Raw genomic sequence first — 19206 nt, 5'->3', positions numbered from 1 at the left:
GGAGGCGTTTGCCTATGGCACTGCTGGAAGTACAGCATTTACAGAAGATCTACACCACCCGCTTCGGCGGCAATCCCGTCCAGGCCCTGTCCAACGTGAATTTTTCCGTGGAGCCGGGGGAGTACGTGGCCATCATGGGCGAGTCCGGCTCCGGCAAGACCACCCTTTTGAACATCCTGGCGGCCCTGGACCGGCCCACCGCCGGGGAGGTGTTTTTGAACGGCAAGGCCCTCTCGGACATCCGGGAGCGGGATCTGGCGGCCTTCCGCCGGTCCCACCTGGGCTTTGTGTTCCAGGACTTCAACCTGCTGGACACCTTCTCCCTCCGGGACAATATCTTCCTGCCCCTGGTGCTGGCGGGGACCGACTATCCCGCCATGCAGAAAAAGCTCCAGCCCATTGCGGAGCAGCTGGGCATCGCCGACATCCTCTCCAAGTACCCCTACGAGGTCTCCGGCGGCCAGAAGCAGCGGGCGGCGGTGGCCCGGGCCCTCATTACGGACCCCCAGATCGTCCTGGCAGACGAGCCCACCGGCGCCCTGGACTCCCGGGCCTCGGACAACCTGCTGGACCTGTTCGGCCAGGTCAACGCCGGGGGCCAGACCATTTTGATGGTAACGCACTCGGTGAAGGCGGCCAGCCACGCGGGCCGGGTGCTGTTCCTGCGGGACGGGGAGGTGTACCACCAGATCTACCGGGGCAGCGAAAGCCGGGAGAGCCAGTTCCGCCGGATCTCCGACACGCTGACGGTCCTGGCGGAGGGAGGCGGCCCCCATGCGTAAGTCCGGCTTCTTTCCCCGGCTGGCCCTGGTGAACCTGCTGCGCAACGGCCGGTACTACGGGCCGTACCTGCTCTCCTGCGGCGGTACCGCCGCCATGTTCTATATCCTCCGCTACCTGACGGAGAGCGACATCGTCTCCTCCGTCCGAGGGGGCGCGTACCTCCAGAGCCTGATGTACCTGGGGTGCATCGTGGTGGCCCTGTTTTCCGTGGTGCTGCTGCTTTACGCCAACAGCTTCGTCATGAAGCGGCGGCAGCGGGAGCTGGGATTGTACAACATCCTGGGGCTGGAGAAGCGCCACATCGCCCTGCTGTGCCTGTGGGAGACCCTCTATTGCGCTCTGGCGGCCATTGCGGGCGGTATCGCCGCCGGCATCCTCTTCAGCAAGCTGACGCTGCTGCTCCTGCTGCAGATCGCGCGGCTGCCGGTGGAGTTTGGCTTTGAGATCAGCGTGCCGGCCATTTTCTCCGCCGCCTCGCTCTTTGCCGTCCTCTTTGCCCTGACCCTGGTGTGCAATCTCTTTCGGGTGGGCCGGGCCCGGCCGGTGGAGCTGCTCCACAGTGAGGCGCAGGGAGAGCGGGAACCCAGGACCCGGAGGCTGCTGGTGGTCCTGGGCCTCATGACCCTGGGCGGCGGCTACTTTCTCTCCTGGAAGGTACAGAATCCCACAGAGGCCCTGGTCCTGTTTTTCCTGGCGGTGGTGCTGGTGATGATCGGCACCTACTGCCTGTTCGCCGCCGGGTCCGTGGCGGTCCTCAAGGCTCTGCGGGCCAATCCCGGCTACTATTACCAGACCCGGCACTTCACCGCCGTGGCAGGCCTCCTGCACCGGATGAAGCAAAACGCTGTGGGCCTTGCCAACATCTGCATCCTCTCCACCATGGTGCTGGTGACGGTATCCACCACCGTCAGCCTCTACACCGGCATGGAATCCTCCCTGGACCAGATGTTTCCCCACGATGTGGACATCATCCAGTACCTGACCGACCGCGGCGACGAGGAGGCATTGCTCACACAGGAGGAGCTGATCGCCCAGGTGGAGCGGAACCTGTCCGCCGCCGGCCGAAAGGCAGAGCAGATCCAGTGGTATACCCGGACGGACACCGTGGGCTATTACTCCGGCAATACCTTCTCCCTCAATTTCCAGGAGGGCATCAGCACCCGGCTGGAACTGCTGACGGCAGAGGCGTACGGCCGCCTCACCGGCAGGGCTGCGGCCCTGGAGCCGGACCAGGTCCTGGTCCAGACAAAGAACCTGACGCTGCCGGAGACCTTTTATATTGAGAACCTTCCCTTCCATGTGGCCGGGACTGTGGCGGACTTTCCACGGCGCAATACCACCGCACTGGTCTCCGGCCAGTCGGCGGACGTCTTTTTGGTGGTGGCGGATGAGAGCGTGATCTCCGCCATCGGCGCCCAGAGCCGCAATGGCCTGGACCGGGAATTCCGCATCCAGATGGACCTGGACGGAACGGAGGCGCAGAAGCTGGCCTGCGTGGATCTGCTCCTGAACGGGACCGGGGGCGGAACCGCCTTCAACAGCCGGCAGGACAACGCGGCAAACCTCTACGCCATGTACGGCGGGTTCCTGTTTCTGGGCATTTTCCTGGGCCTGCTGTTCCTGCTGGCTACGGCCCTCATCATCTATTACAAGCAGATCTCCGAGGGGTACGAGGACCAGCGGCGCTATACTATTTTGCAGCAGGTGGGCATGACGGACCGGGAGGTCCGCTCCTCCATCCACAGCCAGATCCTGCTGGTGTTTTTCCTGCCGCTGGTCACGGCGGGCATCCACACGGCGGCGGCCTATCCCATGGTCTCCAAGCTGCTGGCCCTGTTCCAGCTGACCAGCACCGGCCATTATGCTCTGTGCACGGCGGGGACCTTCGCGGTGTTCTGCGCCGTCTACGCCTTGGTCTACGGCCTGACGGCCCGGGCCTACCGGCGGATCGTGGCGTGATCCCCATTTATCAAAACGGCGCCGGGAGCTTTGCCCCGGCGCCGTTTCGGCGGACGGGGAGTTGACAGCCGGGGCGCGGGCAGGGTAACATGGGAAAAAACGCGGCGGGAGGCGGGATGCGCATGGATATCCGGCAGATCACCTATTTCGTGGCAGTGGCCCAAAACGGCAGCTTCTCCAAGGCGGCGGAGATGCTGTCGCTGTCCCAGCCGGCGCTGTCCCTGGCGGTGAAGAAGCTGGAGGAGGAGCTGGGGGCCAAGCTGTTCTACTCCTTCAACAAGCGCCAGGAGCTCACCGACGAGGGCCGGGCCCTGCTGGACAGCGCCCGGGAGCTGCTGGACGCCTACCAGCGGACCGTGGAAAACGTGCACACCAGCCGCACCAGCCGCTCCGGCACCTTCACCCTGGGCCTCTCGCCCCTGTTCGGCGCCTGCTTCTTCGGGGACCTGATCCCGGAGTTTTACCGGGAGTATCCCGATATCCACATCACCGTCATCGAGGACGGCGCCAACAAGATCGACGAGCGGATCGCCGGAGGGCAGGTGGACCTGGCCGTGACGCTCAAGACCGAGCGGCTGGCCACCTTTGCCAGCTGCCACTTCACCACCCAGCGGAACGTGGCCCTGCTCCACAGGAGTCACCCTCTGGCCGGGGAGAAGGAGCTGACAGTGGCCCAGCTGCGGGAGGAGCCCTTCGCCATCTTCAATCAGGACTTCATCCTCCACCGGCAGATCCTCTCTGCCTGTCACAGCGCCGGGTTCCGGCCCAAGATCGCCCTGCTGAGCAGCCAGTGGGACTTCATGGTGGAGCTGGTGGCCAAGAACCACGCCGTGTCCATCCTGCCCAGGCCCGTGATGGACAAGCACCCGGACCCCAACGTGGCCTGCGTCCCCCTCAGCGACAGCATGAAGTACTGGGACATCGCCCTGGCCTGGAACAAGGAGCGGTATATGTCCAACGCCTGCCGGCTGTTCCTGGACTTCGTCCGTGCCCACCTGCCGCCGGACGACCTGTGAGCGTTTTGCCTTATTTATAAGTTTTACAAATAATTATTCAAATATTATATAAATGAGTTTGTGGGCTACGTGAAAAAGGGCGGCACAGTTTCTGGCAGAATCATCATTGCATTTTGCGCCTTGTTTTTCTAAGATAGAGGGGAAAAGACAGCCGGGGAAGCCAATGCCCGGCGGGAGGTCGGGCCGCGGGCCCGCCCCGGAAAAAAGGAGGAAGTCGTTATGACCATGAAATCCGCTCTCATCACCGGCGCCGCATCCGGCATCGGCAAGGCCTGCGCCGAGAGAATGGCCCGGGAGGGCTACGGCGTGGTGGTGGCTGACGTGAATATGCCCGCCGCCGAGGAACTGGTAAAGGAGCTGACCGCCCAGGGCCTCAGCGCCATCGCCGTCCACATGGACGTGTCCAATGAGGAAGAGGTGGAGGCCGGGTTCGACAAGATGGTGGAGACCTACGGCTCCTGCGATCTGGTCATGTCCAACGCCGGCGTCCAGATCGTCCATCCCTTCGACGAGTATCCCTTCGCCGACTGGAAGAAGATGATGGCCATTCACGCCGACGGCGCCTTTCTGGTGTCCCGGGCGGCCTTCCGCCGCATGAAGGCCTCCGGCAAGGGCGGCCGCATCGTGTTCACCGGCTCCGTCCAGTCCTTCGTGGGCTCCAAGCTGAAAGAGCCCTACAACTTCGCCAAGCACGGCGTGGCGGGCCTGGCCAAGGCCATCGCCCGGGAGGGCGCCGACTACGGCATCTATACCTACACCATCTGCCCCAGCTTCATCAAGACCCCGCTGGTGGAAAAGCAGATCCCCGAGCAGGCCGCCTCCCTGGGCATCACCGAGGAGGAAGTGGTGAAGAACATCATGCTGCGGGATACCGTGGACGGCGTGTTCACCACCGTGGAGGACGTGGCCAACACCCTGGCCTTCCTGGCAAACGACCAGGGCGCCCTCACGGGCCAGTCCCTGCGGCTGACCCACGGCTGGGCCATGATGTAAGGGGGCGGTTCCATGGAGAAGATCGCAGTCTACGGCTCCGGCACCATCGGCTCCTGCCAGGCCACGCTGGTCATCGGCCACGGCCTGCCCTGCACGGTGATCGGCCACTCGGAAAAGGGCCTGGAGCGCTGCCGCAAAGCCATCGCCCAGAACTGGGACGACCTGATCGCCGAGGGCCTGGCCACCGCCTCCAACAAGGAGGCGGCCATGGCGCTGCTGACCGTCACCAACGACCCCGCCGCCCTGGAGGGCCACACCTTTATCTTTGAGGCCGTCACCGAGGGCGCGGCGGAGAAGCGGGCCGTGTACGAGGCTGCTGCCCAGTACGCGGCGGAGGACGCCATCGTGGCCTCCTGCTCCTCCTCCATGGACGCGGAGGTGCTGGCGGCGCTGTCCCCCCGGCCGGAGCATCTGCTGATCGCCCATCCCTTCCAGCCGGTGCATATGCTGCCCCTGGTGGAGGTGGTCCGCCATGAGCGGACGGAGCAGGCGGCCATCGACCGGACCCTGGCCCTGCTGGAGACGCTCCACCGCCAGGTGGTGGTGCTGAACCGCAGCGTGCCGGGCCTGCTGGTCAACCGCTTCGCCCAGGCGCTGTTCCGGGAGTCCATCTACCTCATCGAGCAGGGCGTCACCACCGCGGCGGATATCGACAAGGCGGTGAAGTACGCCATGGGCATGCGCTATGCCTCCATCGGACTGCTGGAGTATTTTGACGCCGTGGGCTTCCAGCTGGAGAGCACCATCGCCCAGAACGTGTACCCGGACCTGTGCGGCACCCGGGAGCTGCAAAAGACCGTCACCGACGGCCTGGCCTCCGGCAAGACCGGCCAGGCGGCGGGCCAGGGCCTGTACGACTGGTCCCAAAAGGACGGCGACGACTTCCGCCGCCGCAAGCAGAGCCCCTATTTCGAGGGCGTCCGGGAGTGGACCATGCCCGGCTGACAGAGATCCTCAGAGCCCCGGCGCACTGCGCGCCGGGGCTTCCTCTTTGCCCCGGCGGGCAGTCCGGTCACTGTGGCGAAAAGAGAGAAACTGTGGATCAGCGATTGACGAAAAGCGGTATATGGCGTATCATTATCCATGCAAATCGCCCGGCGGGCGGGGGAATCTCCGCTGAAACGGGCGGGAAAATCAATGACGGACCGGGAGGATCCCGCCGGGCGGGACCCCCAGGAGAGGAGCGGAACAGCATATGGCAAGCCTGTGGGGCGGCAGATTTGAAAAGGACATGGATGAGATCGTGAAGCGGTACAACGCCTCCATCTTCTTCGACCAGCGGATGTACAACGAGGATATCGACGGCAGCGTGGCCCACGTGACCATGCTGGCCAAGCAGGGCATCGTCACCGAGGCCGAGCGGGACCAGATCATCGCCGGGCTGGAGGGCATCCGGGCGGACATCGCCGCCGGGAAGATCACCTTCACCGTGGAGGACGAGGATATCCACATGGGCGTGGAGAGCCGCCTGATCGCCCGGATCGGCGAGGTGGGCAAGAAGCTCCACACCGCCCGCAGCCGCAACGACCAGTGCCAGGTGGACGGCCGGCTGTATCTGAAAAAGGAGATCCGGGAGATCCTGGAGAGCCTTTGCTGCCTGGAGGACGTGATATTGCGCAAGGCGGAGCAGTACGCCGACGCCATCACCGTGGGCTTCACCCACCTCCAGCACGCTCAGCCCATCACCGTGGGCTTCGTGTTCATGGCCTACTTCCAGATGTTCAAGCGGGACATCCAGCGCCTGCAGGACACTCTGGCGCGCATGGACTACAACCCCCTGGGCTCCTGCGCCCTGGCGGGCACCACCATGCCCATTGACCGCCGCTGCACCAGTGAGCTGCTGGGTTTCGCCGCTCCCTGCGAGAACGCCATGGACGGCGTCAGCGACCGGGATTACAGCCTGGAGTTCCTCTCCGACGCGTCCATCTCCATGATGCACCTGTCCCGCTGGGCGGAGGAGTTCGCCTGGTGGAATTCCTCCGAGTTTGCCTATATCGCCATTGACGACAGCTTCTGCACCGGCAGCAGCATCATGCCCCAGAAAAAGAACCCGGATATGGCGGAGCTGATCCGGGGCAAGGTGGGCCGGGTCTACGGCGACCTGATGCAGCTGCTCACCGTCATGAAGGGCACGCCCCTGGCCTACAACAAGGACTTCCAGGAGGACAAGGAGAGCCTGTTCGACGCCATTGACACCTGGAAGGCCTCCATCGACATCTTTGCCCGGATGCTGGACAAGACGGAGTTCCGCATGGACCAGATCCAAAAGCAGCTGGGCAAGGGCTTCCTCAACGCCACCGACATCGCCGAGCATCTGGCCAGGCAGGGCATCCCCTTCCGGGAGGCCCACTCCATCGTGGGCCGCATGGTCAAGACCTGCGAACACAAGGGCTGCGACTTCGAGGATCTGACGGCGGAGGACCTGGCCGCCATCGACGGCCGGGTGACCCCCGATTCCCTGGGAGACATCAGCATCAGCGCCTGCGTGGACGCCCGGACGTCCTTCGGCGGCACCGCTCCGGCGGAGGTCCGGCGGCAGATCGCCGTGGGCCGGGAGTGGCTCAGCAGCCTGGAGCGGCAGTGACAGCCCTTCGCTGGATGCGGATTCAAAACGGTTTTCCGCCGCCTGCACCGGCGGGAAACCGAAACAGCGCCCTGAGATCACAGATCTCGGGGCGCTGTTTGCCGGCGCTGCAAAAAACGCAGCTGCGGCCGGAGCGCTTTGCCGGACGGAGAGATCCAATGCTCCGGAGCTCTTGAAACTGTGCGGGAAAACGAATATAATTGCTGTGTCAGTTTTTTGTTGCGGGGAGATGCTATGGAATATATCACGGTGCGGCAGGCGGCCCGAAAGTGGAAAGTTTCAGAGCGGCTTGCACAGCAATACTGCGCCAGCGGGCGTATTCATGGTGCGGAAAAGTTTGGGGGGGCCTGGGCCATCCCCGCTGACAGCCGGAAACCGGCAGATCCACGGAAGAAGCAGAGACAGTCTGCCCCGACACGATTGGCGCCCGGGCCCGCTCCGTCGGAGCCTGCCGCCGATCTGATGCCCATGCCGCTGATGAATGGGGCGTTTGTACCGGGACATTGCAGGGAATATGTGGAGGAGATCGCAGATACCCGCCTGCGGGATATTGCACGGGCGGAATACTATTATTTCAGCGGGCGGCCGGAAGAGGCGATTCGGGAGGCGGAGCGGTATCTGAGCCATGAGAATCTGTCGCTGCGTCTGTCGGCCTGCCTGATCTATGCGTACTCCAATCTCTCCGTGGGTCAGATCCGTCGGGCGCAGTACACGCTGGCGGAGGTGCAGGGCGTCCTGGCAGCCGCCGATGAACACACCCCTCCCCAGATGCGGGCGTTGGCTGCTTTTACGGTTACCGCCGCGGCGGTGCTGCTGCACCTGCCCCCGCCGGAGGGAACGGGAGATCTGCGGGAGTATATCCGTTTCCTGCCGCCGGGGCTGCGGATGTTTGCGCTCTACGTACAGGCCCACCACACGTATTTGCAGGGAGACTACGGGAAGAGCATCGGCATTGTGGAGACGGCCTTTGCGGTTCAGGGAGAGGAATTTCCCATTCCCGCCATTTACATACATCTCGCGGCGGTGATGGATTACATGGGCCTCAAACAGCCGGAGCAGGCGCAGGCGCATTTGATGGCCGCCTGGGATCTGGCCCGGCCGGACGATCTGATCGAGGGATTTGGCGAACATCACGGCCTGCTGGGCGGGATGCTGGAGGCGGCTTTGAAAAAGGACTGGCCGGAGGATTTCAAGCGGATCATCTCCATCACCTACCGGTTTTCTGCGGGATGGCGAAAGGTCCACAATCCGGCCACCGGAGAACAGGTGGCGGACAATCTGACGACCACGGAGTTTGCCACCGCCATGCTGGCCGCGCGGGGCTGGACGAATCAGGAGATCGCCGCCCATCTGGGGATCTCTCTCAACACCGTCAAGCAGTACATCTCCACGGTTTTGCAAAAGCTGAATATCAAGCAGCGGAAGGATCTGAAACGATACATGCTGCGTTGAGAGCCATGCCTGCGGAATTCCGCAGGCATAGTCCTTTTTTCCGTGGAAACGGGTGATTGCAAAAAAAGCGTTTCATGCTAAATTGAATTTAGCATACGGCGCCCGTAGGAAATAGGAGACGGAAAACTTGCGCCCTTTTGAAAGGATGCGGGGCAGGGAGGAGATGACGAGCCATGAAGAAAGAACCGGTATGTGAGATCACGGTCACCGGAGTGGAGAACCGGGAGTGGCAGGGCTCGGTGTACTTTCCTGCTTCAGAAAAACGTGTGGCGTTTCAAAGCGTGTTGGAATTGATCAAAGCGGTGGAGGATGCGGCAAAGAGCGAATAGGGAAAGCCGCCGGCTGAGCGCGTTCCGCCTCATACAGCAAACAACAGGCACCTGATTCATTTGGCGAATCAGGTGCCTGTTTCGTTTGAAAGGGGTCTCTGTGGGGAGAGAGCGGTTGAAAATTTCGTGAGGCGCCGGGTGGCTTTTCGATGATAAGATCGCTTTTCGGCGGCGATTGGCGAAAAGCTGTGGGGCGGCGCTCGGGAGCCGGGGGTGCTCCGCAGCTTCCCCAGGAGAGGGGATATCAGCTTTGCCGGAAATCCCGGGCGGACATGCCGGTGCACTTTTTGAACAGCTTGCTGAAATAGTTCTGATTGCTGTATCCCACTTCAAAGGCAATGTCGCTGGTGCGCATCTGGGTGGTTTTCAGCAGAGTTTTTGCCTTGTTGATGCGCAGCAGGGTCAGGTATTCAATAAAGCACTGGCCGGTCTCCTGCCGGAACAGCGTGCTGAAATAGGCTGGGTTGACGTTGACCTGACCCGCCACCACGGCCAGATCCAGGTCCGGTTCGGAAAAGTGCGCCATCATGAACTCCCTGGCCTGGCGGATGACACTGTCGTTTTTGCCGCCTTTGCGCTGATCCCGGAGAAGGATCGTCTGGGTGGCCAGATCCCGCAGGGCTGTTTGAAAACTGGAGAGATCCTGGCTGCTGCCGAATAGCTGGACCACGCTGGGAATGGAGAGGTTCGGCGTGGCGTCCGCCTCGTAGCCAAGCTCCTTCAGAAAGTCCGATACGGCCGTCAGAATGTCCAGACAGACGTAGGTCAGATACAGGTGGCTCATCTGCATCCGCTCCAGCTTTTCCACCATGGAGGCTGCGAAATTGGGCACATCCTTTACGCTTCCGCTGGCCAGCAGATTCCGGAACATCTCTTTTTCCAGGGAGGTATACTGTACGTTGGCGGGCAGATCCCGGCAGTCCCCGGCCAGCACCACGGTGCTCTCCGTCGTCTGGGGCAGGAGCTCCAGCGTCACGTTTGCCGACAGCATGGAGCTGTACAGATCGCCTATGTGGCCGCAGGGGTTGCCGACTGCCGCAGTGATCCGGGACAGTCCGCATTTTTCCGTGAGCAGCATCACCAGCCGGCGCATGCATTGGACGGCCTTGTCAGAGACGCCGCTTTCACTCTCCCCCAAGAAAATGAAGCGGAATTGATCGATCCCGTCTGAAAACCAGAAAATATCCTCCCTGTTTGCGGCAAAGTCCCGGAACGTCTGGGAACAGTCCAAAAAGGTAAGATAGCTCTCCTCGTCGTTTTCCGAGTCCCCGGGAAAATGGACCGCCATGACGCAGCCGGTGTAGGCGCCGGCCGCCAGGCGCAGCTGCAGCAGCTGCGCTTTGCTGTCAATGACCCGCTGGGGAAAGAAGCCGCTGCAAAGCTGGGAGAGGAAGCGGTGCCGGTTGAGCTCCAGAGATTCATCCGCCATTTTCTGAAGCTCGCTGATGGACTGCTGTTGGCGGCGCTCCTCGTCAATCATCCTGGCGGCACGGTCCAGGGTTTTGCGCAGGTCGTCGGGCTTGAGCGGCTTGAGCAGGTACTCGGTGGCGCCCAGGGAGAGGGCCTGCTTGGCGTAGGCGAAGTCGTCATAGCCGCTGAGTATGATGATCTTGATTTCCGGCCGGTTGGCCCGGACCAGCCGGGACAATTCCAGTCCGTCCATGAAGGGCATTTTGATGTCTGTGACAAGGATATCCACATTCGTGGCCTGAATGTCCTCCCAGGCGTCCTCGCCGTTGGAGGCGTCTCCGCAGAGCGTATACGGACCATCTTTCCAGATGGCGTTGGATTTTACATATTCCCGCAGCATATATTCGTCTTCGACGAGATAAACGTTATAACCCATTGTCCTCCTCTGTCAGCGGTACGCGGATAATGACTTGGGTGCCGCAGCCCTCCTGGCTGCGAAGCGTGAGGGTATAGCCCTCCCCAAACATCAGACGGAGCCGCATGTTTACATTGATCAGGCCGTAGCTCTGGCCGGACCGCAGGACCCCCTCGTCGATTTTCCGGCTCAGGGCGGCCAGAGCCTCCGGGCTCATGCCGATTCCTGTGTCCGAAACGGTGATTTCCAGCAGGTTTTCGGGGATCTTTCTGGCGCGGACTTCCACATGGCCCGTTTCCCCACGGCGGTAGCGGCGGTTCTTGATGCCGTGGTAGATGGCATTTTCCACAATGGGCTGCAAAATGATCTTGGGGAAGTGGGCCCGCAGCGTCTCCGGGGCCACATCCACATGGTAGCTCAGGATGTCCTGATAGCGCATCTGCATGATGTGCAGATAGCAGGAGACGTGGTTGACCTCGGTTTCAAAGGGGATCACATCCATTCCGCTGCGCAGCGAAAGCCGGTAAAAATCAGAGAGGGAGGCGATCAGGTCCACAGCCTCCTCATTTTTGTTGCTCTCCGCCGCCCATACAGCGCTGTCCAGGGTGTTGTACAGGAAATGGGGGTTGATTTGGGACTGGAGCGCCGTCAGCTCGGCTTTCTTCAGGTTCTTTTGCTCCTCTACGATGCGGGCCAGAAGATTTTTGGTCTCCCGGAGAAGGGCCGCGAAGCTGCGGTATACTTCCTCGATCTCCACCTGCCCGTGGATTTCCGGGATCTCCACATCCAGGTTGCCGGAGGTGGCGGAGCGCATCAGCGACTTGAGCTGCGAGATGGGATGGGCGATATAGCTGGAGAGCAAAATGTTGACTGCCACGATCAGGAGGATCGACACCAATACCATCAAAACCGTGCTGGCCCGCAGCTGATACACGGAGGAAAAGACCTCGCTGGTGGGGGCCACAGACACGATGGTCCAGCCGGTGGAGGGCAGTTCAGTGTAGACCACCAGCGCTTGATTGCTCTTGATGGTGCCTGAGGTGCCGTCCTCCAGAATGTGCCGGACCGTGCCGGAGGAGAGCCTGACGCCGCCTTGGGACGGAAAGAGGTCCACGCCGCTGCCGTCCATCACCAGTGTTTGCCCGCCGGGGCTGGGCTTGGCGTTTTTCAGAATATCCACGATGAAATCCTTGCTGACAGATACCCGCAGCAGTCCGCAGACCTCGTTGGTGCTGATTTTGAAAACCGCCGCGGATACCGTCAGGGCATTGTCCTCCCAGGGCTGTCCCCGCAGAGACTGGGCCGAACCCTGCACATGGACCGTTCTGGGAAGGGAGACCACGGTTTGAAAGTCCTCGTAGCTTTCAAAGGGGCGTTCCAGATTGAAATAGCCGTTCCGCTCGCTGAAGCACCGGCCGTTGATGCCGATGACGCTCATGTCCAGAATGTAGGAGTTGCTGGATTGCGTCTGCCGGATGATGCTGAAAAGCTCGCCCAGCGCCTTGGCGTTTTCATACCGGGCTTCCGGCGTGCTGCTGCTGAGAAAGTTGGAAATGGTGTACGAGGAGGAATAATTTATCAAACGGGATGCCTCGTTGATCACCATGTTCAATTCGGAGTTCACGTGCTGGGCGGTCTGTGAGACCTGGACGGAGACTCTTTCCTCCGCCTGCCCTGCTGCCACCCGGTAGGCGAAGAGGCTCATGACCAGGGAGGGCAGCAGGGAAAACAGCACTACCAGCAGGGCGATCATTCGTTTCAGGGGCATATGTCTGAATCCGGCAGGGATACGCATGGCGGCCTCCTTTGGAAAATCAGGGTATCTTCATTATAAGGTACTTTTTGCACTTTTCCAGGTGCATTTGAAAACGTCCAAAAAAAAGGAACGTTTTTCAAAAGAATAGACGTATCGCAAAAAAAGAGATTCTGCTAGAATGCGAAGCACAGAGAACCGAAAGGCAACGCAACAAACAAGGAGGAACGACAAGATGAAACTGAAAAGAAGACTGCTTTCCTGCCTGCTGCTGGGCTGCATGATTTTCTCTCTCGCAGCCTGCGGACAGACCTCCGGCGACACGGCCGCCAGCGATGAGGACCAGACCACGGAGGAGGCCCAGGGGACCGAGAGCTCCGACGAGGGCCGCACCTTTGCCATTGTCTATCCCATCGTGCACCCCTTCTTTGAACCCATCGGTGAGGACGCCGAGGAGTATGCGGCCACCAAGAACTGCTCCATCATCACCAAGGCGCCGGACTCCTCCAATGCGCAGCAGCAGATCGAGATTATGGAGAATCTGATCGCCATGAACGTGGACGGCATCGCCATCGGCCCCACCGACACCACTGCGCTGGTTCCCACCATTGACAAGGCCATTGACAAGGGCATCAAGGTGATCTGCTTTGAGTCCGAGGCGTCTGACAGCAAGGCGCTGGCCTTCATCGGCACGGATAACTACAAGGCCGGCCGGCACATGGGCGAGGTCATCGGCAAGAACCTCAACGGCCAGGGCAAGATCATGATTCTGACCGGCCTTCCCACTCAGTGGAGCCTGAACGAGCGCATCCGCGGTATTGAGGAATATCTGGCGGAGAAGTATCCCGACATCGAGATCATCGACACCCAGTCCAGCGAGGGCGACGCCCAGAAGGCCGTCACCTGCACGGAGAACATGATCCAGGCCCATCCCGACTTTGACGCCATCGTCGGCATCGACGCCACCGCCGGTCCCGCCGCCGTCTCCGTCTGGAAGGCCAAGGGCTGGCAGAATGACGACGAGCACATGATCCTGACCTTTGACGATATGCCCGACAACCTGCAGGGCGTCCGCGACGGATACGTGAAGGCCCTGGTGGCCCAGCGGCAGGCGTCCTGGGGCGTGGCAGTGGTTGATATGCTCAATGCCCTGTGCGACGGAGAGAGCGTGGAGGCCTACACCGACACCGGCTCTATTGAGATCACAATTGATAACATCGACACCTATGTTGATGAGCCGTCTTACGTGGAAAAATAATATGGCATGACCGGCTGCAGCAGATGAGTGTACGGACGCTTGTCTGCTGCAGTTCCGTTAAGGAGGATACATATGGTCCAAAAAAGCAAGGAAAAACTGGGGGATGTGAAGCAGTCCGGCCTGCGGGCGCTGGCCAACCGGCGGGAGAGCTCCATGGTCCTGATTCTGATCGTGATTTTCATCGCCATGTCCATCGCCCGGCCGGACACCTTTATGACCCGGGAGAACATGTTCAATCTGCTCAAGCAGATCAGCCTGGTCAGCATCGTCGCCATCGGCCAGACCATGGTCCTGGGCACCGGCGGCATCGACCTGTCGGTGGGCTATTCCCTGGGCCTTTCCGGCATCGTCATGGCGAAGTTCTTTGAGATGGGGATGAACTCCTGGCTGGCCATTTTGCTGGGCGTCCTGACCAGCGTGCTGATCGGCTTCGTCAACGGCGCCATCATCACCACCTTCCAGCTGCCGCCCTTCATCGTGACGCTGGGCATGGCCAACGTGACCCGGGGCCTTTCCTATATCATCACCAAGGGCTTTCCCATCGCTGTGGAGAATCCGTTCGTTCTGGAACTGGGCAACGGCTACTGGGGACCGGTCCCCATCATGGCCGTCATCATGATCGTGCTGGTGGCCATTGCCGTCTATCTGCTGGGCAGCACCCGGTTCGGCACCCGCATCATCGCCATCGGCGGAAACGAAACTGCCGCCGTTCTCTCCGGCATCAATGTCCGGCGCTACAAGACCATGGTCTACACCCTCACCGGCCTGCTGTGCGGCATCACGGCGGTGATCATGGTGGGCCGCCTGAACGCCGGCAACGCCACCGCCGGCCAGAACTTTGACATGGACTCCATTGCGGCGGCGGTGGTGGGCGGCACGGCCATGGCCGGCGGCGACGCCACCATCGTGGGCACCTTCCTGGGCGCGCTGCTGCTGGGCCTGATCAAAAACGCACTGGTGATGCTGAACGTCAACATGTACTGGCAGACCGTGGTGGTGGGCGCCATCATCGTGGTGGTCTGCATCTTTGACAACTACGCCCGCTCCAAGCGGAAGTGAGGAGGCGTGCGCTATGACTGACACGATCCTGAAAATGAAGGGCATCACCAAGCGCTTTCCGGGCGTTGTGGCGCTGGACCATGTGGATTTCGAGCTGCGGCGCGGGGAGATGCACGCGCTGGTGGGCGAGAACGGCGCCGGCAAGTCCACGCTGATGAAGGTCCTGGGCGGCGTCTATCCTCCTGACGAGGGCGTGATCGAGATCAACGGCAAGCCCACCGTCATCGAACGGCCGCTGGACGCCATTGCCAACAAGGTGGGCGTCATCTACCAGGAGTTCAACCTGGTGCCCACCCTGAATGTGGCGGAGAACATGTTCCTGGGCCGCGAGAAGGTTCGGGGCCTGTGCCACCTGTGCAAGAGCGAAATGGAGCGCCGGGCCGGAGAGGCCATGGCCCAGCTGGGAGTCCGGGATTTCAACCTGCGCACCAAGGTCAAGTACATGAGTGTCGCCATGCAGCAGCTGGTGGAGATCGGCAAAGCGGTATTTGACGATATCGACATCCTGGTCATGGACGAGCCCACAGCCGTGCTGACGGAGAAGGAGACCGAGGGCCTGTTCCGGATCGTCCGGAGACTGAAGGAAAACGGTATGTCCATCATCTATATCTCCCACCGGCTGGAGGAGGTGATCGCCCTGTGCGACCGCATGACCATCCTGCGGGACGGACAGATCGTAGAGACCATTGACAATCACAACCACGATACGGAGAAGGACCACATCGTCAGCAAGATGGTGGGCCGGGAGCTGGGCAACTACTTCCCGCCCAAGAGCACGGTGCCCGGAGAGGAGATCGCCCTGGAGGTCCGGCACCTGACCAAGAAGGGGATGTACAGCGACGTCAGCTTCGCGGCGAGGAAGGGGGAGATCCTGGGGATTTCCGGCCTGGTGGGCGCCGGCCGCAGCGAGATCATGAAGAGCATCTTCGGCGCCATCCGGCCGGACAGCGGAGAGATCCTGCTGGAGGGCGCTCCCGTGACGGTGAAAAATCCCAACCAGGCGAAAGAATCCGGCATTGCGCTGGTGCCGGAGGACCGCAAGCGGGAGGGCGTGGTTCTGGGCATGAGCCTCCGGGAGAACATCTGCATGGCCAGCCATGACCAGCTCAGCCGCCTGGGGCACATCCAGAAGCGGAAAAAAGACGCTCTGGCGCAGAAATATATCCGGGATCTGCAGATCCGACCCGCCGATGCCGACCGGCAGATCAAGAATTTCAGCGGCGGCAACCAGCAAAAGGGCGTCATCGCCAAGTGGCTGGCCACATCGCCGAAGGTCATGATCCTGGATGAGCCCACCCGGGGCATCGATGTGGGCGCCAAGGTGGAGATCTACAACATCATCAACCAGCTGGCGGCCGACGGGACGGCGGTCATCGTGGTCTCCTCGGAGCTTCTGGAGCTGCTGGGGATCTGCGACCGTATTCTGGTCGTCAACAACGGCCGGATCTCCGGCGAATTCGACAGAGAACACTTCAGCCAGGATGCCATCATGCAGGCGTCCTTCGATATGGGAGGTATGGAACATGAAAGAGTTTAAACTGTACATCAACGGCCAGTGGACCGATTCCGAGGACGGCAAGACCTTTGTCTCCTATCACAAGGCCAACGGTCAGGAGGTCAACCGCTTCGCCGCAGCCACGGTGAACGATGTGGACCGCGCCTGCCGTGCGGCCCGGGCCGCCTTCCCGCTGTGGTCCGGCCTGGACGGGGAGACCCGCAGCGACTACCTGCGCAAGGCCGCTGCCATCATGCGCCGCCGCCAGCGGGAGATGGCCGAGGTGGAGGCCATGGAGACCGGCAAGCCGGTATTCGACACCTACGGCTTTGACACCCGGGTGTCCATCTGGGCCTTTGAGTATTTTGCCGACCTGTGCCGGGAGATCAAGGGCGAGGTCATCCCCCTGGGCGAGATCAACCAGCGGGACTTCGACTTTGTGACCTACGAGCCCTACGGCGTGGCCGCCATCATTGCCCCCTTCAATTTTCCCCTGCACCTGCTGACCCGCAGCCTGGCGCCCGCCCTGGCTGCCGGAAACACCTGCGTGATCAAAGCCTCCTCCATCACCCCCACCACCGCCGCCATCATGGGCGAGGTGTTTGAGGAGGCCGGCTTCCCGGCCGGCGTGGTGAACGTGATCCACGGCCAGGGCAGCCTGGTGGGCAATGCCCTGGTGAGCCACAAGGAGGTGGACGTAGTGGGCTTCACCGGGTCCGAGGCCGTGGGCCGCCAGCTGATGCACCTGTCCGCCGACTCACCGGTGATGAAGAAGCTGGTCCTGGAGCTGGGCGGAAAGGGCGGCGTCATTGTGGAGTCCGATGCCGACATCGACATTGCCACCACCTGCCAGATCGAGGGCTTTACCTTCAACCAGGGCGAGGTCTGCTGCGCCATGACCCGGGTGATTGCCCACGAGGACGTGTACGATGAGTACCTGGCCATGCTGAAGGCCAAGTGCGAGCAGATCCGCATCGGCGATCCCCTGGACTATGAGACCCGTATGGGCGTGCTGATCAGCGAGGAGCACCTTCAGGAGGTGGATGCGCTGGTCAGACGCGCGGTGGAGCAGGGTGCCAAGATCTACTGCGGCGGGTGCCGGTACACGGAAAACGGCTGCGCCGGCGCGCCCTATTACACCCCCACCATCCTGACCGACGTGACGCCGGACATGGAGATCTGGCGCACCGAGGTATTCGGACCGGTGCTGTGTGTTTGCAAGTACCGGGATACCGAGGATGCGGTCCGGCTGGCCAACGATACGGAGTTCGGCCTGGGCGCCAATGTGTTCAGCCGCGATCTGGTAAAGGCCTACAAGATCGCCCAGCGCCTCAATGCCGGCTCCGTCTGGGTCAACCTGCCCAACGGCATGCACATGGCCTGCCCCTTCGGCGGCAACAAGAACAGCGGCAGCGGCCGGGAGTACGGCACCTACGGCCTCCACGAGTATCTGAAAGTCAAGAACAACATGTGGCGGATGCACTGACGCCATGAAGAGAGAACGGCTGGGGATGATCGGCTCCTGCGCGGTGGAGCGGATCGTCCTGGAAAATCAGCGCCTGTCCGCGGCGATCCTCAGCTTCGGAGGGGTGATCCAGAGCCTGCGGGCGCTGGATGCGGCGGGGGCATACCGCGATGTGGTACTGGGTTTTTCCGACTGGAAGGACTATGTGGACCAGGGCTATTACATCGGCACGGTCATCGGCCGGTGTGCCAACCGGATCAGCGGCGCCTCCTTTGCAATCGGAGAGAAAACCTATACGCTGGAGGCGAACGAAGGAGAAAACCACCTGCACGGCGGATCCCGCGGCTTCTGGAACACGCCCTTTTCCGTGGAGGCGGCGGGGGAGGACTTTGTCACCCTGCGCTGCGTCAGCCCGGATGGGGCCGGCGGGTATCCAGGGACGCTGGATACCCGCATCACCTATTCCCTCTCTGAGCGGGCCCTGCGCATCGACTATACCGCCGTCAGTGACCGGGACACCATCGTGAACCTGACCCATCACAGCTATTTCAATCTGGAGGGCCGCCACGACGGAACCATTCTGGATGAGACGCTGACCGTGTATGCAGATGCCTTCACGCAGATCGATGACGCCTGCGCCAGCACGGGGCAGATCCTGCCGGTGGAGGGGACGCCCTTCGACTGCCGGAAAGGCGTCCGCATCGGACAGCGGGTGGGAGCAGAGGACGAGCAGATGAAAAAGGGCTCCGGCTTCAACCACAATTTCGTCCTGTCCAAGCCCGCCGGCGTCTTTGGGCCGGTGGCGCAGCTGACCTCTGCGGACGGGCAGCTGACCATGCGGGTGGAGAGCGATCAGCCCGGCGTCCAGGTGTACAGCGGAAACTATCTGGACGGCTCCCTGACCGGAAAGCGGGGAGAGCGGTATCAACGATTCTCCGGCCTGTGTCTGGAGACGCAGGACTATCCGGACGCCGTCCATTTCCCCCATTTCCCGCCGGTCGTGCTGAAAGCAGGTCAGATGTACCATCGGCAGACGCGGTTTGCCTTTTGACCTGCCGCTGCCGGCCGGCGGCGGGAGCGCGGGTGCTGCGCAGCTTCCGCCCATCCGAAAAGAGAAAGCACCCCCGGTATCCTGAGGGATACCGGGGGCAGCGCACGTTTTGGGGCCGCTGCAAGACGGCGCGGAGTCCAGATGAATCCCGGCGGGCCGGCAGCAGACCGGAAGCGGCGAGCCC

15 protein-coding genes are annotated in these 19206 nt (G+C 61.8%); 13 read left to right on the top strand and 2 right to left on the bottom strand.

Annotation, left to right across the window (positions count from 1 at the left end; all coding sequences use genetic code 11):
* The first annotated feature begins 14 nt into the window (after window positions 1-14).
* From ACVDHE_RS04700 to ACVDHE_RS04665, 8 genes are all read left to right on the top strand, one after another.
* Window positions 15-782, top strand: a complete 768-nt coding sequence (locus ACVDHE_RS04700) for an ABC transporter ATP-binding protein (RefSeq protein WP_458885781.1) — start codon at window positions 15-17, stop codon at window positions 780-782.
* On the top strand, window positions 775-2742 hold the full coding sequence (locus ACVDHE_RS04695) for an FtsX-like permease family protein (RefSeq protein WP_458885780.1): 1968 nt from the start codon (window positions 775-777) through the stop codon (window positions 2740-2742). Before ACVDHE_RS04700 ends, ACVDHE_RS04695 begins: the two co-directional genes overlap by 8 nt.
* Window positions 2743-2858: 116 nt before the next feature.
* Window positions 2859-3758 carry a LysR substrate-binding domain-containing protein gene (locus ACVDHE_RS04690; RefSeq protein ID WP_458885779.1) on the top strand — a complete coding sequence of 300 codons (900 nt, stop codon included), beginning with the start codon at window positions 2859-2861 and terminating at the stop codon, window positions 3756-3758.
* A gap of 219 nt (window positions 3759-3977) precedes the next feature.
* Entirely contained in the window at window positions 3978-4751 is a 774-nt protein-coding gene (locus tag ACVDHE_RS04685; protein WP_213037036.1) for a 3-hydroxybutyrate dehydrogenase, read from the top strand.
* A gap of 12 nt (window positions 4752-4763) precedes the next feature.
* Window positions 4764-5696 (top strand): 3-hydroxyacyl-CoA dehydrogenase family protein, encoded by a 933-nt coding sequence (locus ACVDHE_RS04680; protein WP_458885778.1) that lies wholly within the window; start codon window positions 4764-4766, stop codon window positions 5694-5696.
* A 250-nt stretch (window positions 5697-5946) separates the two neighbouring features.
* The gene (gene argH / locus ACVDHE_RS04675) at window positions 5947-7335 is read left to right on the top strand and encodes an argininosuccinate lyase (RefSeq protein WP_458885777.1); all 1389 of its coding nucleotides are present in this window, start codon (window positions 5947-5949) and stop codon (window positions 7333-7335) included.
* 516 nt (window positions 7336-7851) lie between these two features.
* A complete protein-coding gene (locus ACVDHE_RS04670; RefSeq protein WP_458885776.1) occupies window positions 7852-8787 on the top strand; it encodes a helix-turn-helix transcriptional regulator in 936 nt (311 codons plus the stop codon).
* Between the two features lie 173 nt (window positions 8788-8960).
* Window positions 8961-9116 carry a hypothetical protein gene (locus ACVDHE_RS04665; protein WP_213037032.1) on the top strand — a complete coding sequence of 52 codons (156 nt, stop codon included), beginning with the start codon at window positions 8961-8963 and terminating at the stop codon, window positions 9114-9116.
* 244 nt (window positions 9117-9360) lie between these two features.
* Here the strand turns inward: ACVDHE_RS04665 and ACVDHE_RS04660 are convergent, their stop codons facing one another.
* Window positions 9361-10962 carry a response regulator transcription factor gene (locus tag ACVDHE_RS04660; protein WP_458885774.1) on the bottom strand — a complete coding sequence of 534 codons (1602 nt, stop codon included), beginning with the start codon at window positions 10960-10962 and terminating at the stop codon, window positions 9361-9363.
* Complete coding sequence (locus ACVDHE_RS04655; RefSeq protein WP_458885773.1) at window positions 10952-12709, bottom strand: cache domain-containing sensor histidine kinase; 1758 nt, start codon at window positions 12707-12709, stop codon at window positions 10952-10954. The genes ACVDHE_RS04660 and ACVDHE_RS04655 overlap by 11 nt, the downstream gene beginning before the upstream one ends.
* A 220-nt stretch (window positions 12710-12929) precedes the next feature.
* Between ACVDHE_RS04655 and ACVDHE_RS04650 the strand changes: the two genes are divergently transcribed.
* The 5 genes from ACVDHE_RS04650 (at window position 12930) to ACVDHE_RS04630 (ending at window position 19022) form a co-directional block, all read left to right on the top strand.
* Window positions 12930-13952 (top strand): sugar ABC transporter substrate-binding protein, encoded by a 1023-nt coding sequence (locus ACVDHE_RS04650; RefSeq protein ID WP_213037029.1) that lies wholly within the window; start codon window positions 12930-12932, stop codon window positions 13950-13952.
* Window positions 13953-14024: 72 nt separating this feature from the next.
* Window positions 14025-15011 carry an ABC transporter permease gene (locus ACVDHE_RS04645; protein ID WP_458885772.1) on the top strand — a complete coding sequence of 329 codons (987 nt, stop codon included), beginning with the start codon at window positions 14025-14027 and terminating at the stop codon, window positions 15009-15011.
* 13 nt (window positions 15012-15024) lie between these two features.
* Window positions 15025-16548, top strand: a complete 1524-nt coding sequence (locus ACVDHE_RS04640; RefSeq protein WP_458885771.1) for a sugar ABC transporter ATP-binding protein — start codon at window positions 15025-15027, stop codon at window positions 16546-16548.
* Entirely contained in the window at window positions 16535-17992 is a 1458-nt protein-coding gene (locus tag ACVDHE_RS04635) for an aldehyde dehydrogenase family protein (RefSeq protein ID WP_458885770.1), read from the top strand. The genes ACVDHE_RS04640 and ACVDHE_RS04635 overlap by 14 nt, the downstream gene beginning before the upstream one ends.
* A 4-nt stretch (window positions 17993-17996) precedes the next feature.
* Window positions 17997-19022, top strand: coding sequence for an aldose epimerase family protein (locus tag ACVDHE_RS04630; protein ID WP_458885769.1), 1026 nt, complete (start codon window positions 17997-17999; stop codon window positions 19020-19022).
* Window positions 19023-19206 lie beyond the last annotated feature (184 nt).

It is taken from the genome of Dysosmobacter sp. Phy, from assembly GCF_054476235.1.
Note: the sequence above shows the minus strand (reverse complement) of the source record. Positions and strands in the feature narration are given on the sequence as shown.

Bases quoted from the DNA above. Each gene is read 5' to 3' on its own strand.
- ACVDHE_RS04700 (WP_458885781.1), top strand. From the start codon at position 15: ATGGCACTGCTGGAAGTACAGCATTTACAGAAGATCTACACCACCCGC.
- ACVDHE_RS04695 (WP_458885780.1), top strand. From the start codon at position 775: ATGCGTAAGTCCGGCTTCTTTCCCCGGCTGGCCCTGGTGAACCTGCTG.
- ACVDHE_RS04690 (WP_458885779.1), top strand. From the start codon at position 2,859: ATGCGCATGGATATCCGGCAGATCACCTATTTCGTGGCAGTGGCCCAA.
- ACVDHE_RS04685 (WP_213037036.1), top strand. From the start codon at position 3,978: ATGACCATGAAATCCGCTCTCATCACCGGCGCCGCATCCGGCATCGGC.
- ACVDHE_RS04680 (WP_458885778.1), top strand. From the start codon at position 4,764: ATGGAGAAGATCGCAGTCTACGGCTCCGGCACCATCGGCTCCTGCCAG.
- argH (WP_458885777.1), top strand. From the start codon at position 5,947: ATGGCAAGCCTGTGGGGCGGCAGATTTGAAAAGGACATGGATGAGATC.
- ACVDHE_RS04665 (WP_213037032.1), top strand. From the start codon at position 8,961: ATGAAGAAAGAACCGGTATGTGAGATCACGGTCACCGGAGTGGAGAAC.
- ACVDHE_RS04660 (WP_458885774.1), bottom strand. From the start codon at position 10,962: ATGGGTTATAACGTTTATCTCGTCGAAGACGAATATATGCTGCGGGAA.
- ACVDHE_RS04655 (WP_458885773.1), bottom strand. From the start codon at position 12,709: ATGCCCCTGAAACGAATGATCGCCCTGCTGGTAGTGCTGTTTTCCCTG.
- ACVDHE_RS04650 (WP_213037029.1), top strand. From the start codon at position 12,930: ATGAAACTGAAAAGAAGACTGCTTTCCTGCCTGCTGCTGGGCTGCATG.
- ACVDHE_RS04645 (WP_458885772.1), top strand. From the start codon at position 14,025: ATGGTCCAAAAAAGCAAGGAAAAACTGGGGGATGTGAAGCAGTCCGGC.
- ACVDHE_RS04640 (WP_458885771.1), top strand. From the start codon at position 15,025: ATGACTGACACGATCCTGAAAATGAAGGGCATCACCAAGCGCTTTCCG.
- ACVDHE_RS04635 (WP_458885770.1), top strand. From the start codon at position 16,535: ATGAAAGAGTTTAAACTGTACATCAACGGCCAGTGGACCGATTCCGAG.
- ACVDHE_RS04630 (WP_458885769.1), top strand. From the start codon at position 17,997: ATGAAGAGAGAACGGCTGGGGATGATCGGCTCCTGCGCGGTGGAGCGG.